Annotated in this window: 11 protein-coding genes; 8 read left to right on the top strand and 3 right to left on the bottom strand. The window is 63.2% G+C overall.

Annotated features, from left to right (window positions below; all coding sequences use genetic code 11):
* Window positions 1-142 precede the first annotated feature (142 nt).
* Complete coding sequence (locus AB843_RS07150; RefSeq protein ID WP_048646101.1) at window positions 143-1,009, bottom strand: branched-chain amino acid aminotransferase; 867 nt, start codon at window positions 1,007-1,009, stop codon at window positions 143-145.
* A gap of 194 nt (window positions 1,010-1,203) precedes the next feature.
* Here AB843_RS07150 and AB843_RS07145 point away from each other — a divergent pair, with 194 nt between their 5' ends.
* Both AB843_RS07145 and AB843_RS07140 read left to right on the top strand, forming a co-directional pair.
* A complete protein-coding gene (locus AB843_RS07145; RefSeq protein ID WP_048646100.1) occupies window positions 1,204-1,860 on the top strand; it encodes a haloacid dehalogenase type II in 657 nt (218 codons plus the stop codon).
* A 349-nt stretch (window positions 1,861-2,209) separates the two neighbouring features.
* A complete protein-coding gene (locus AB843_RS07140; RefSeq protein WP_048646099.1) occupies window positions 2,210-2,959 on the top strand; it encodes a L,D-transpeptidase in 750 nt (249 codons plus the stop codon).
* A gap of 39 nt (window positions 2,960-2,998) precedes the next feature.
* Here the strand turns inward: AB843_RS07140 and AB843_RS07135 are convergent, their stop codons facing one another.
* Window positions 2,999-4,576 (bottom strand): helicase HerA-like C-terminal domain-containing protein, encoded by a 1,578-nt coding sequence (locus tag AB843_RS07135; RefSeq protein WP_048646098.1) that lies wholly within the window; start codon window positions 4,574-4,576, stop codon window positions 2,999-3,001.
* Window positions 4,577-4,840: 264 nt separating this feature from the next.
* Between AB843_RS07135 and AB843_RS07130 the strand changes: the two genes are divergently transcribed.
* From AB843_RS07130 to AB843_RS07110, 5 genes are all read left to right on the top strand, one after another.
* Window positions 4,841-6,280 (top strand): methylmalonyl-CoA mutase family protein, encoded by a 1,440-nt coding sequence (locus AB843_RS07130; RefSeq protein WP_048646146.1) that lies wholly within the window; start codon window positions 4,841-4,843, stop codon window positions 6,278-6,280.
* Complete coding sequence (gene scpA, locus AB843_RS07125) at window positions 6,277-8,403, top strand: methylmalonyl-CoA mutase (RefSeq protein ID WP_048646097.1); 2,127 nt, start codon at window positions 6,277-6,279, stop codon at window positions 8,401-8,403. The genes AB843_RS07130 and scpA overlap by 4 nt, the downstream gene beginning before the upstream one ends.
* 63 nt (window positions 8,404-8,466) lie before the next feature.
* Window positions 8,467-8,688 carry an AbrB/MazE/SpoVT family DNA-binding domain-containing protein gene (locus tag AB843_RS07120; RefSeq protein ID WP_048646145.1) on the top strand — a complete coding sequence of 74 codons (222 nt, stop codon included), beginning with the start codon at window positions 8,467-8,469 and terminating at the stop codon, window positions 8,686-8,688.
* Window positions 8,685-9,074, top strand: coding sequence for a type II toxin-antitoxin system death-on-curing family toxin (locus AB843_RS07115; protein ID WP_048646096.1), 390 nt, complete (start codon window positions 8,685-8,687; stop codon window positions 9,072-9,074). The genes AB843_RS07120 and AB843_RS07115 overlap by 4 nt, the downstream gene beginning before the upstream one ends.
* A gap of 65 nt (window positions 9,075-9,139) precedes the next feature.
* Window positions 9,140-10,501, top strand: a complete 1,362-nt coding sequence (locus AB843_RS07110) for a TIGR03808 family TAT-translocated repetitive protein (protein WP_048646095.1) — start codon at window positions 9,140-9,142, stop codon at window positions 10,499-10,501.
* Window positions 10,502-10,621: 120 nt separating this feature from the next.
* Here AB843_RS07110 and AB843_RS07105 read toward each other — a convergent pair whose 3' ends face one another.
* On the bottom strand, window positions 10,622-11,641 hold the full coding sequence (locus AB843_RS07105; protein WP_048646094.1) for an asparaginase: 1,020 nt from the start codon (window positions 11,639-11,641) through the stop codon (window positions 10,622-10,624).
* Window positions 11,642-11,706: 65 nt separating this feature from the next.
* Here AB843_RS07105 and AB843_RS07100 point away from each other — a divergent pair, with 65 nt between their 5' ends.
* The gene (locus AB843_RS07100; RefSeq protein WP_048646093.1) at window positions 11,707-12,477 is read left to right on the top strand and encodes a DUF3750 domain-containing protein; all 771 of its coding nucleotides are present in this window, start codon (window positions 11,707-11,709) and stop codon (window positions 12,475-12,477) included.
* Window positions 12,478-12,482: the final 5 nt, after the last annotated feature.

Raw genomic sequence — 12,482 nt, 5'->3', positions numbered from 1 at the left:
AGGCAGGTCCGGCAGTTCAAAAGCCATGGGGTAACTCCCTCGTACAGGTGGTTGAAAATCTACAAAAGGCAGATGGGGTCATGCCTGTGATGTGACAATAGCCTCGCCGCCCGTTTGTTCCAGAAAAGCCTCGTAAAAGCGGCTATGAATGGGCCCATTCCCAATAGAGGTCGCGCGCCTTCTTGGCCACAGGCCCTGCCTGAAAATCGTTCTGCTCGACCTTGTTGACCGGAACGACCTTCGAATGATTGCCGGTCGAGAAAACCTCGTCCGCTCCAAGAAAATCCGCCACGGAGAGCGTTTTTTCGACAACTTCGATGCCCGCTTCGCGCAGGAGCCCGATAATGCGGCTGCGCGTGATGCCGGACAGGAAGGTGCCGTTCGGCGCAGGGGTGAAAACGACGCCATCCTTGACCATGAAGATGTTCGAGCTGCCGGTTTCGGCGACATTGCCCAGGAGGTCGAGCACCAGCGCGTTGTCATAGCCGCGGCTGCGTGCCTCCAGAATGGCGCGGCCATTGTTGGGGTAGAGGCAGCCGGCCTTGGCATTGGTCGGCGCGGTCTCCAGCGTCGGCCGGCGGAAGGGCGACACGGATACGGAAAAGCCGGAGGGGGCGATCATCGGCGCTTCGTACAGGCACAGACAAAAGCGTGTCGATTCGGGATCGGCCGGCACGCCCATATAGCCGCCATGCTCGCCCCAATACATCGGCCGGATATAGACCGCCGTCTTGCCGTCGAACCTCTTCAATCCATCTCTGGCCAGGCCGACGATCTCGTCGGCCTGCATGGTCGGCCTCAAGCCCAGATTGGTGGCCGAGGCGTTGACCCTCTCCGCATGGCGATCGAGATCCGGGGCCACGTCCTCGAACCAGCGCGCGCCGTCGAAAACGGTGGAGCCGAGCCACATTGCGTGGCTGCGCGGACCGATGAGCGGCACATTGCCTTCGTGCCAATCGCCATCAACATAGCTCCATGTCGCCGATTGGACTTCGCTCACTACGGTCATGATGCGTCTCTTCCTTCCAGAAGCCGCTGCGCCGGAAAGGCCGCGGCAAAAACGTTAACCCATTGCTGCCATGCATCGAAAGGAGTTTGCGCGGCCGCGTCAATCGCTGCCGTTCATCTATCGATAAGGCCAGACGCCGTTCTTGACCGCCGCGCGGGTCTGCGGTCAAGTGCATTGTGGTACAAGGAGTGTTCATGCGCCACGCCGCCTATGTGTTCGATGCCTATGGTACGCTGTTCGACGTGCATGCCGCCGTGCGCCGCCATGCCGGCGAGATCGGCCCCCAGGGGCAGCTCTTCTCGGAACTGTGGCGGGCAAAGCAGCTCGAATATTCCTGGGTGTCGACCCTGATGGGGCACTATGCCGATTTCTGGACGATGACGGAGCGGGGTCTCGATTTCGCTTTCGCCAAGATGCCGACGGTCGATCGGCGTCTGCGACAGCCCCTCCTGGACGCCTATTGGCAACTCGATTGCTATGAGGAAGTGCCGGCCGTTCTGAAAGCGCTGAAGGCCGGCGGCGCGCGTCTCGCCATTCTGTCGAACGGCTCACCGGCAATGCTCGAATCGGCGATCCGCTCCTCCGCGCTGGACACGGTTTTGGACGACGTGTTCTCGGTGGAGACCGTGCGCCGCTTCAAGACCGATCAATCCGTCTATGAAATGGTCACCAATGCATGGCGCATCTATCCGGACGCGGTCTCATTCCAATCGTCGAATCGCTGGGATATCGCCGGGGCGCGGCGCTTCGGGTTCCACACGGTATGGCTCAACCGAACCGGCCAGCCCGACGAGTACGAGGATTTTCCGCCCGATCTGATCCTGCCCTCGCTCCAGGGCCTCGGCTCCTGACGGCGGCTCCATGTGCCGAATGATGCAGTTATAACACAGTTCACCAATAAGTTATGTGCAGTGAACATTTTCCACCTTTCAGACAAGTTCCACCGGTCTATCAAGCGCATGCCGATATTTTTCGGAGCCAGGGAGGATTGTTGGGAGTTTTCCCATCCTGGTGGTGCGATCCAGACAGATGGTACCATCTGTCTGGACAAATCGCCCCACCAGATCAATAGCTTGTGGGCTGACTTGTCGAAACGGATGGGTATCATCCGTTTCGGTCAGACCACTAGTGAGGCCGGGCGCCCTCGATCAGCGCGCGGCGTCATCGTCTCGACCAACCGCTAGAACAACGAAGAGATCCATGTCCAATTCTTCCATTGCCGCACACGCGATGTCCCGTCGCTCGTTCCTTTCGGCAAGCGTGGCCGGCGCCGCGTCGCTGACCCTGTCGGCTTGCGTGAGCTCGGCCGGCGACACGCGGGCCGTGGTTGAACGCCGCGTGCCGGAGCCCGAGGTGGTGACCACCACCTCCTTGATGTACGCAGCCGTCAGCGATGCCGGCTACGACGTTCCGGCCGTGCCGTTCCAGAAGATCAATCCACGCTACTACCGCCAGGAGGTCGCCGATCCGACCGGCGAGCGCGCCGGAACGATCATCGTCGATACGGCGAACCATTTTCTCTACCTGGTGCGCGGCAATGGGCGCGCTCTGCGTTATGGCGTGGGCCTCGGCCGCGCCGGCTTCGAATGGGCGGGTCGCGCCGAGATCAAATTCAAGCAGCAGTGGCCGCGCTGGTTCCCGCCGAACGAGATGATCGACCGCCAGCCGGAGCTCGAAAAATACCGCGCCGAATACGACAAGAGGAACGACCAGTGGCTGGGCGGCATGCAGCCCGGCATCGCCAATCCGCTTGGCGCGCGCGCCCTCTATATCTTCCAGGACGGCAAGGACACGCTGTTCCGCGTCCACGGCTCTCCCGAATGGTGGACCATCGGCAAGTCCGTGTCGTCGGGCTGCGTTCGCATGATCAACCAGGATGTGATGGATCTCTACAACCGCGTGCCCGATGGCGCGCCGATCCTGGTTACCTCAGGCCTGCCGAGCGTCTGAACCGGATCGCTCAGACGCAGACGAGATTGAAAAGGGGCCTCACAGCCCCTTTTTTAAACTCCCCAATATGCCGCGCACCAGGGCGCGTCCGAGCGAGGAGCCGACCGAGCGCACCACGGATTTCATGGCCGCCTCGGTCACCGTCTGACGGTTTGACGTGCGGCTCGTGGTCCGTGTGGTCCTGCGCGGCGCTGGCCGCGAGGGCGTGCCGCCACCGCCGCCGAAATCGGGCAGCGACCAGCGCGAACGCCCTTCGGTCGCGCCCTGCTCCTCCTCTTCCTTCTGCTGTGCCTCTGCCTCGGCCTTCGCCTTGTCCTCGGCGCGCTTCTGCAGAATCTCGAACGCCGATTCGCGGTCGATCTCCTCGTCATACTGCCCGGCGACAGGGCTTTCCTTCATCAGCGTGTCGCGTTCGGCGTCGGTGATCGGCCCGAGCCGCGAGGCAGGCGGCCTGATCAGCGTGCGCTGAACCATCGAGGGAACGCCCTTCGCCTCGAGCGTCGAGACCAGCGCCTCGCCGACGCCCAGTTTGGTGATCGCCTCGAAGCAACTGAAATCCGGATTGGGTCGAAAGGTATCGGCGGCGGTCTTCACGGCCTTCTGCTCGCGTGGCGTATAGGCGCGCAAAGCGTGCTGCACGCGGTTGCCGAGCTGGCTCAGCACGGTTTCGGGCACGTCGAGCGGGTTCTGTGTGACGAAATAGACGCCGACACCCTTCGAGCGGATCAGACGCACCACTTGCTCCACCCGGTCGACGAGGATCTTCGGTGCCTCGTCGAAAAGGAGGTGGGCCTCATCGAAGAAGAACACCAGTTTCGGCCGCTCGGGATCGCCGATTTCGGGCAGTTCCTCGAACAGTTCCGACAACAGCCACAGCAGGAACGTCGCATAAAGGCGCGGGTTCATCATCAGCTTGTCGGCGGCGAGCACGTTGATCGCGCCGCGCCCGTCACGCGTCGTGCGCATGATGTCGGCGATGTTGAGCGCCGGCTCGCCGAAGAAGTGTTCCGCCCCCTGTTGTTCAAGCACCAGCAGCGTGCGCTGGATGGCGCCCACCGACTGTTTGGAGACATTGCCGTAACGCGTTCCGATTTCGGCGGCACGGTCGGCCACATGGGCCAGCAACGCCTGCAGATCCTTCATGTCGAGCAGCAGCAGGCCTTCCTCGTCGGCAATGCGGAAAGCGATGTTCAGCACGCCCTCCTGCGCGTCGGACAAGTTCATCAGCCGCGACAGGAGAAGCGGCCCCATTTCCGAGATCGTCGTGCGTATCGGGTGCCCCTTCTCGCCGAACAGATCCCAGAAGATGACGGGAAATTCCTGGAACTCATACGGATCGAGCTTGATCGCCTCTGCCCGCTTGGCAAGAAAATCCTTCGCCTCGCCCATCATGGCGATGCCCGACAGATCGCCCTTGACGTCGGCGCAGAAGACCGGCACGCCGGCATTGGAAAAGCCCTCCGCAAGCACTTGCAGCGTCACCGTTTTGCCTGTGCCGGTTGCACCGGTTACCAGTCCATGGCGGTTGGCGTATTTGAGCAGAAGACTTTCAGCCTGCTGGTAGCTGTCGTCCGGCCGCCGGCTGGCGCCAAGGAAAATGCTGTCTTCCGCGGTCATCGAAAATCGCCTCGCTCTGTGCATGCCGCGCTGCGGCACAATGGCATTCGGTATAATCAGCCATCGGCAAAGTCTCAACGGCGTTCTGCGATACCGATACGGGCGCGTCATTCTTGCAACGCACAACGGCTATTCGGCCAATGATGCATTGCGACCCGGCATCCCGCGTCATAAACTCGGTTTACTATTGGGTGTTGCTCATGGTTCGGCATGCACGCCTTTGATGTGCATGGGCTTGAAACCCTCGGCGAAGCGGGAGGCAGGATGGATCGCTCGATCCTTAAGAAGGTGGAATTTCCACAGATCGACGAGGAGCGCTGGCGCGCCCTGGTGAGCGACAGCCTCAAGGGCGACGGTGATGCGGATTCCCTCGCCTGGCAGACCGATGACGGCATCTCCATGCAAGCCCTTTACCCGCGCGCCGAGGGCGCAAAGCCCCTATCGCGCGGCCGTGCGGCGCCCGGTTGGACGGCGGTCCAGCGCATCGACGATCCCGATCCCGAGCGCGCCAATCGCCAGGCCCGCGAGGATGTCGCCCAGGGCGCGAAGGGCTTGTCTCTGGTCCTGGCCGGCGCCCCCAATGCGTTCGGCTTCGGCCTGCCGGCGACGCCGGAGGCACTGGCCACCGCACTTGGCGGCATCTCGCTGCACAACATGCATCTGCGCATGGACGCCAACCCGAACAGCCGCGCGGCCGTCGACTGGCTGACGCAGTTGTTTACCGAGCGGCGCATCAACCCGGCGCGCATGACCTTATCCTTCGGCATCTCCCCGGCCGCCACCTTTGCCGGCACGGGGGCCTTGCGCATGTCGATCGAGGCGCTCGAAGCCTCGATGCCGCAGTCCTTCGCCGGGTTCTTCGCCATGGATTTGCCCGGCATCCTGCTTGAGGGCGATGGCCGCGTGTTCCACAATGCCGGCGCTTCGGAAGCGCAGGAACTGGGCATCATGCTGGCATCCGCGGTCTCGCATCTGCGCATGTTCGAGCAGGCCCGCCAGCCGCTCGTTTATGCCGCGCCGCATATCGGCTTCTCGCTCTGCGTCGATCAGGATCAGTTCCTGTCGGTTGCGAAGATCCGCGCCTTGCACCGCCTGTGGGCGCGGGTCCAGGAAACGTGCTCGATTGAGCCGACGCCGGCGACCATCCATGCGGAGACCTCCTATCGCATGATGACGGCGAAGGATCCCGAGACCAATATCCTGCGTACGACCATCGCCGCCTTTGCCGCCGTGGTCGGCGGCGCGGACACGCTTTCCGTGTTGCCGCACACGGTGGTGCATGGGCTGGCCGACCCGGCGGCGCGACGGCTTGCGCGCAACACACAATTGATCCTGGCCGACGAAAGCCACCTCGGCCTCGTGATGGATCCGACGGCCGGCGCCGGCGGCATCGAGAAGCTGACCGGCGCGCTGTGCGAAAAGGCATGGGAGGAGTTCCGCCAGATCGAGAGCGAGGGCGGGGTCTTGCGCAGCCTGATGGGCGGCCATGTCCAGCAGCGCGTTCTGGCCATGCGCGAACAGCGCCGAGAGCACGTCAATGACGGCAGCAAGGCGATCATCGGCACCACGCTCTATCCTGCCGACCACGAGCGACCGGTAGCGACGCTCGCCGCGCAATCGCCGTCCATCACGATGGATGCGGCGGTCACCTGCCAGGCGCTCTTGGCCCAGCGGATCGATGAATCCGCCGGAGGCAGTGCATGATCCCGGACTTTTCCAGCCTCGCCTGGTCGGTCCCCGCTTCTGCTCCCTCCGCTCAAACGGTCCCTCCGGCGATGACGCCGGAGGGCATCGCGATTAACGCATCCTACGGCGAAGCCGATCTCAAGGGGTTGCGCTTTCTCGATACCTATCCGGGCGCCGCGCCCTTCATTCGTGGCCCCTACCCGACCATGTATGCCCGCCAGCCATGGACCATCCGGCAATATGCGGGTTTCTCGACGGCCGAGGAATCGAATGCCTTTTATCGGCGCAATCTGGCCGCCGGGCAGAAAGGCCTATCGGTCGCCTTCGATCTCGCCACCCATCGCGGCTATGACAGCGATCATCCGCGCGTGGCCGGCGATGTGGGCATGGCGGGCGTGGCGATCGATTCCATTCTCGACATGCGCCAGCTGTTCGACGGCATCCCGCTCGACAAGATGAGCGTGTCAATGACCATGAACGGCGCCGTCCTGCCGATCATGGCGCTGTACATCGTCGCGGCGGAAGAACAGGGCGTTGCCCAGAAGAACCTGGCCGGCACCATTCAGAACGACATTCTGAAGGAGTTCATGGTCCGCAACACCTATATCTACCCGCCCACGCCGTCGATGCGCATCATTTCGGACATCTTCTCCTACACGGCGGAGAAGATGCCGAAGTTCAATTCCATCTCGATCTCCGGCTACCATCTGCAGGAAGCCGGCGCGACCGCCGACCTGGAACTCGCCTACACCATTGCCGACGGCATCGAGTATGCGCGCGCCGGCATCGCCGCCGGCCTCGACATCGACCATTTCGCGCCGCGCCTCTCCTTCTTCTGGGCCATCGGCATGAATTTTTTCATGGAAGTGGCCAAGATGCGCGCCGCCCGCCTTCTGTGGGCAGCGCTGATCCAGCAGAATTTCGCCCCGAAGAACGAGCGCTCCTTGTCGCTCAGGACCCATTGCCAGACCTCCGGCTGGTCGCTGACTGCACAAGATCCCTACAACAACATTGTCCGCACCATGATCGAGGCGATGGCGGCGACACAGGGGCACACCCAGTCTCTGCACACCAATGCCTTCGACGAGGCGCTGGCGCTGCCGACGGACCATTCGGCGCGTATCGCGCGCAACACACAACTCGTTCTGCAAAAGGAATCCGGCACCACGCGGCTGATCGACCCATGGGGCGGCTCGGCCTTCGTCGAACGCCTGACGCACGATCTGGCCGCCCGCGCCCTGACCCATATCGAAGAGGTCGAGAGCCTCGGCGGCATGGCTGCTGCCATTGAAAAGGGCGTGCCGAAAATGCGCGTCGAGGAAGCCGCCGCCCGCACCCAGGCGCGCATCGATTCCGGCGAGCAGGTGGTCGTCGGCGTCAACAGCTACAGACCCGAGGTCGATATCGACGTCGATGTGCTGAAGGTCGACAATGCGGAAGTACGCGCCCGCCAGCTTGCCAAACTGCAGCAACTCAAGGGCACGCGCGACGTCGGCGAAACCGAAAGCGTGCTCGACGCGCTGACCCGCGCCGCCGGCGAAGGCGGCAACCTGCTGGAATTCGCCATTCGCGCCGCCCGCGCCAAGGCGACGGTGGGTGAAATCTCGCTGGCGCTGGAAAAAGTATTCGGCCGCCATGTCGCCGATATCCGCACCATCTCCGGCGTCTACCGCAAGGAAGTGGGCGCGCTCGCCTCCGTCGACCGCGCGCAAGGCAAGGTCGAGCAGTTCCGCAAGAAGACCGGCTCGGCACCGCGCATCCTCGTCGCCAAGATCGGCCAGGACGGCCATGATCGCGGCCAGAAGGTCATTGCCACTGCCTTCGGCGATCTGGGTTTCGATGTCACCGTCGGCGCGATGTTTCAGACGCCGGAAGAAGTGGCGGCACTCGCCATTGAAAACGATGTCCACATCATCGGCGCGTCATCGCTTGCCGCCGGGCATCTGACGCTCATTCCCGAATTGAAGGACGCGCTGGAGAAACGCGGCCATGGCAACATCCTGCTGGTCGCCGGCGGCGTCATCCCACCGGACGATTTCGATGCCGTGCGCAAGGCCGGCGCCAGCGAGATTTTCCCGCCGGGAACCGTCATTCCCGAAGCGGCGGAGAAGCTGCTCGACCGGCTGCTTGCCGCAAGCTGACAGCTCTCCTTGTTTTTCATCACCACATGTTATATCTTCTGTTATAACATGTGGAGCAAAGCCATGAACGTCACCATTCGCAAGATCGGCAATTCCGAGGGCGTCATCCTGCCGAAGGAGGTGCTGGAGCGGCAAGGCCTGAAGTCGGGGGATCAGCTTGTCCTGACGGAGACGGATAAAGGCATCGCTCTGAACGCTGCGGACGATCATTTCGACCGGCAGTTGCAAGCTGCACGCCAAGTCATGGATCAGTACAAGGTGGCGCTGCAAAAGCTTGCCGAATGAGTTGGGTTTTCCTTTCCCGGCTTGCCGTCGAAGCCATGCATGATGAACAATTGCGCCGCCATGGCGGCGCACGGGGGCTCCGTGATGACAATGCTCTCGAATCAGCGTTGGCGCGCGCTGAAAACAAGGCCGCTTATGGTGATCCCGATCTCTGCGATCTGGCGGCAGCCTATGTGTTCGGTTTGGCACGAAACCATGCCTTCGTCGATGGCAACAAACGGACGGCGATTGTCGCGGCTGCGACGTTCCTGCTGCTGAACGGGCGCCGGATGACCGCCGACAATGGCATGGTTTACGCATTCGTGATGGGCCTGGCCGCCGGTGAAATCGATGAGGCTGGCGCCGCGGCCTTCTTCCGTGACCATACGATCCCGGTGGAAGGCTGAGCGCCGATTGCCTGGCGGCACAAAATCTGCATCCACAGGCGAGCCGGAAAAGGGTTGTGCCAGAAATGAACAGACGCCGCCTTCTGAAAGCCACCGCCGGCTTTGCCGTGATCGGCCTGGCGATGCCACGCATGGCGCTCGCTGCCGCCACGGAACGCGCCATTCGCGGTTCGATCAACGCCCGGGATTTTGGCGTCTTTCCCGACGCCGCCGAAAATCAGTCCTCGGCATTCGGCAAGATGCTGGAACGCGCCGGCGCCGATGACCTGCCCGTCTTCCTGCCGCCAGGCCGCTATGTGCTGGCGAACGTTACGCTGCCGCCGCGCGTGCGCCTTTCCGGCGTGCCCGGCGCCACGCGGCTCATCCAGGGCGGCGGTGCGCTTCTCATCGGACAGACGCTTAGCCTGCTGGCCTTGTCGGGCCTTACCCTCGATGGCGCGTACACCCCGCTGAGCGGTGGCGCAAAAGCGCTGCTCGACATTCGCGGAGCCGAGAAGATCGCCATCGACGGTTGCGCCATCCTCAACAGCGGCGCCAGCGGCATCGCACTTGAGCAGGTGGGTGGGCGGATCGAGCGAACCGACATCGCCAACGCAGCGGAGTACGGGATTTACTCGGTCGATGCGCATGGCTTCGACTTCAGCGATAACCGCGTCGCCGATTGCGGCAATGGCGGTATCCTCGTCCATCGCCGCCAACCCGGCGAAGACGGCACCGGTGTCTTTCGCAACCGCATCGCCCGCATCCGCGCCGATCGCGGCGGCACGGGCCAGTACGGCAACGCCATCAACGCCTATCGCGCCGACAATGTGCGCGTCGGCGGCAACCACATCAGCGATAGCGCATTTTCAGCCATTCGCGGCAACAGCGCCGGAAACATGCTGGTCGATGCCAACACCTGCCTGCGCTCCGGCGAGACGGCGGTCTACGCAGAATTCGCCTTTCAGGGCGCGGTGATCAGCGCCAACATCGTCGACGGCGCGGCACATGGGATTTCCATGGCGAATTTCGACAAGGGCGGACGGCTGTGCACCTGTTCGGGCAACATCGTGCGCAACCTCTCGCCGAACGGGCCCTACCCATCGCCGCTGGCCGGCTTTGGCGTCGGCATCAATGTCGAGGCCGACAGCGCCGTCACGGGCAACGTGATCGAGAACGCCCCGCTTTGCGGCATTCGCATCGGCTGGGGACCGTTCCTGCGCAACGTCACGGCGACCGGCAACGTCATCCGCAAGGCCGCCACCGGCATTGCCGTCTCGGTGGTGGAAGGATCGGGTTCCGCCGTCATCAGCGGCAATGTGATCTCCGAGAGCCCGCGCGGCGCCATTGTCGGCCACCGTTGGGCCGAGGCCGTGACCAAGGACCTCGCCATGACGGGCAGCGCGGGCCATGCCCGCCTCACCGTCGAGAACAATCAGGTTTCCTGAAACCGGCGACGCTTTGTGCCTCACCCAGGCAAAGATGCTAGAGCATTTTTGCAGTCAGGTGGAAACACCTGACGCCCGCATAAATGCGGAAAAACAATGAGATAGACCGGTTCAATGTTTCTATGAAACACTGAACCGGTCTAGGGCGCCCGACGGTCGCAACCCGCCAACGTCCACACCGCGCCTTGTCTTCAGCACCGGCCGCGCCATCCGGCGCAACGTTTCCGTCAGCGGATCACCGTTGCCCAGAAGCAGCGCCAGTGTTTCGGCCACCATCACCTCCGATGCCCGATCGGCGCCATCGTCGCATTTGATCGCGATACCCACTCCCTGCTCGGGGATCGCCGCGCAAAAGACCCCCTCGGCGCCGGTCTTGGTGAAGATGCGGCCGGCACCCTCCTGCATCATCCCGGTGTCGGCCCGGTCCGTGCCGGCAACCTGAAAAGGTTCGGCCATACAGGCGGAAAGAATACGCTTCGACGCTGCCGCCCGCGCCGGCGCGAGCCCGACGCCGGTCGTCATCCTGGCAAAACCATGCGCCAGGTTTCTCAGCGGCACCGCATAGGTGGGGATCGAGCAGCCGTCAGTGCCGCAAAAGTCGGTCGCGTGGGCCGCACCTATCACCGCCTCCATCGCATCGCGCACGGCGTCCTGCGCCTGATGCCCGAGCGCCACATAGCCGCGATGATTGCAGCCCAGGTGCCGACAGGTACACAGGAAGCCCGCATGCTTGCCCGAGCAATTGTTGTGCGCCTGCGTCGGATAATCGAGGCTGCGGGCCTGCCCGATTGCGACATCCTGACGAAACGACCAATGGGCGCCGCATTCCAGATCGTCGGCCGCAAGCCCGGCGCGCTCCAGCATTTCGGTGGCGCGCCGCACATGCTCAGGCTCCCCGGAATGCGAAGCGCAAGCAAGGGCGATCTCCTTGTCGCCGAAACCGTAGGCATCGGCGGCGCCGCTTTCGACCAGGGGCAGCGCCTGAATTGCCTTTACCGCGGAACGGGGAAAGACGGGCTGCTCGATGTCGCCCCACTGCGCTACCGACCTGCCATCGGCATCGAACACCGCAATCGCGCCTCGGTGCCGGCTTTCGACCACATTGCCGCGCAGCACCTCGACCAGAACCGGATTGCCCATGCTTTCACCGTAATTGGCTGAGATTGAATTCCCGATGAGTGTCGGAACCAGATAAACTGATCCCCATGCGATTTTTCAAGCGGGCAATTGCCGTCCTGATCGTGATTTTTGTTCTGCCGGCGGCAGCTTCGGCCAGTTGGTGGGCGATCCAGGACCGCCCGGCATCCTGGCGCGAAGCCGACTGGTCGGCCAGTGGCGTCCTGCCCGATGCGGCGACGAACGCCGATGCCGCCATCTATATCCTTGCGGCACGCACCGGCGGCATGAAGGGCGCGCTTTCCGTCCATAGCTGGATCGTGACGAAGAAGGCGGGCGCTTCGGGCTATGAGCGCTATGACAAGGTGGGCTGGGGTCTTCCCGTTCGCCGCAACGCCTACCCTGCCGACGCGCGCTGGTACTCCAACACGCCCTTCGTCGTCGCCCTGGTGAGAGGCGGCGAAGCCGAGCGTCTGATCCCGAAGGTCGAGGCCGCCATCGCGGTCTATCCGTTTTCAAACCGTGGTGATTACGGCCTGTGGCCCGGGCCGAACTCCAATTCCTTCACCGCCCATGTGCTGCGCTCCGTGCCGGAACTCGATGCGGAATTGCCGCCGACCGCCGTCGGACGCGATTACCGTCCCGGCATCATTGCCTTCGACCATTCGCCGGACTGGTCGGATATCCATGTTTCGCTCGGTGGGCTTGCCGGGTTTGCGGCAGGGTTGCACACCGGTATCGAACTGCAGTTTCTCGGGCTCGTGGCCGGGATCGACCTGTTGCGTCCGGCGCTGAAGATTCCAGGTTTCGGGCGGCTGGAACTGTGGAGCCCGGCGGGCAGAGCCGCCGGGTCGGTTTGATGGCC

Origin of the sequence: Nitratireductor soli (assembly GCF_001050155.1) — a bacterium.
GTDB classification, from domain to species: domain Bacteria; phylum Pseudomonadota; class Alphaproteobacteria; order Rhizobiales; family Rhizobiaceae; genus Nitratireductor; species Nitratireductor soli.
The sequence above is the reverse complement of the archived record's forward strand: the minus strand, read 5'-3'. Positions and strand labels throughout refer to the sequence as shown.

What these genes read in the sequence shown, in the direction of transcription:
- AB843_RS07150 (WP_048646101.1), bottom strand. Translation starts at nt 1,009, where the DNA reads ATGACCGTAGTGAGCGAAGTCCAATCGGCGACATGGAGCTATGTTGAT.
- AB843_RS07145 (WP_048646100.1), top strand. Translation starts at nt 1,204, where the DNA reads ATGCGCCACGCCGCCTATGTGTTCGATGCCTATGGTACGCTGTTCGAC.
- AB843_RS07140 (WP_048646099.1), top strand. Translation starts at nt 2,210, where the DNA reads ATGTCCAATTCTTCCATTGCCGCACACGCGATGTCCCGTCGCTCGTTC.
- AB843_RS07135 (WP_048646098.1), bottom strand. Translation starts at nt 4,576, where the DNA reads ATGACCGCGGAAGACAGCATTTTCCTTGGCGCCAGCCGGCGGCCGGAC.
- AB843_RS07130 (WP_048646146.1), top strand. Translation starts at nt 4,841, where the DNA reads ATGGATCGCTCGATCCTTAAGAAGGTGGAATTTCCACAGATCGACGAG.
- scpA (WP_048646097.1), top strand. Translation starts at nt 6,277, where the DNA reads ATGATCCCGGACTTTTCCAGCCTCGCCTGGTCGGTCCCCGCTTCTGCT.
- AB843_RS07120 (WP_048646145.1), top strand. Translation starts at nt 8,467, where the DNA reads ATGAACGTCACCATTCGCAAGATCGGCAATTCCGAGGGCGTCATCCTG.
- AB843_RS07115 (WP_048646096.1), top strand. Translation starts at nt 8,685, where the DNA reads ATGAGTTGGGTTTTCCTTTCCCGGCTTGCCGTCGAAGCCATGCATGAT.
- AB843_RS07110 (WP_048646095.1), top strand. Translation starts at nt 9,140, where the DNA reads ATGAACAGACGCCGCCTTCTGAAAGCCACCGCCGGCTTTGCCGTGATC.
- AB843_RS07105 (WP_048646094.1), bottom strand. Translation starts at nt 11,641, where the DNA reads ATGGGCAATCCGGTTCTGGTCGAGGTGCTGCGCGGCAATGTGGTCGAA.
- AB843_RS07100 (WP_048646093.1), top strand. Translation starts at nt 11,707, where the DNA reads ATGCGATTTTTCAAGCGGGCAATTGCCGTCCTGATCGTGATTTTTGTT.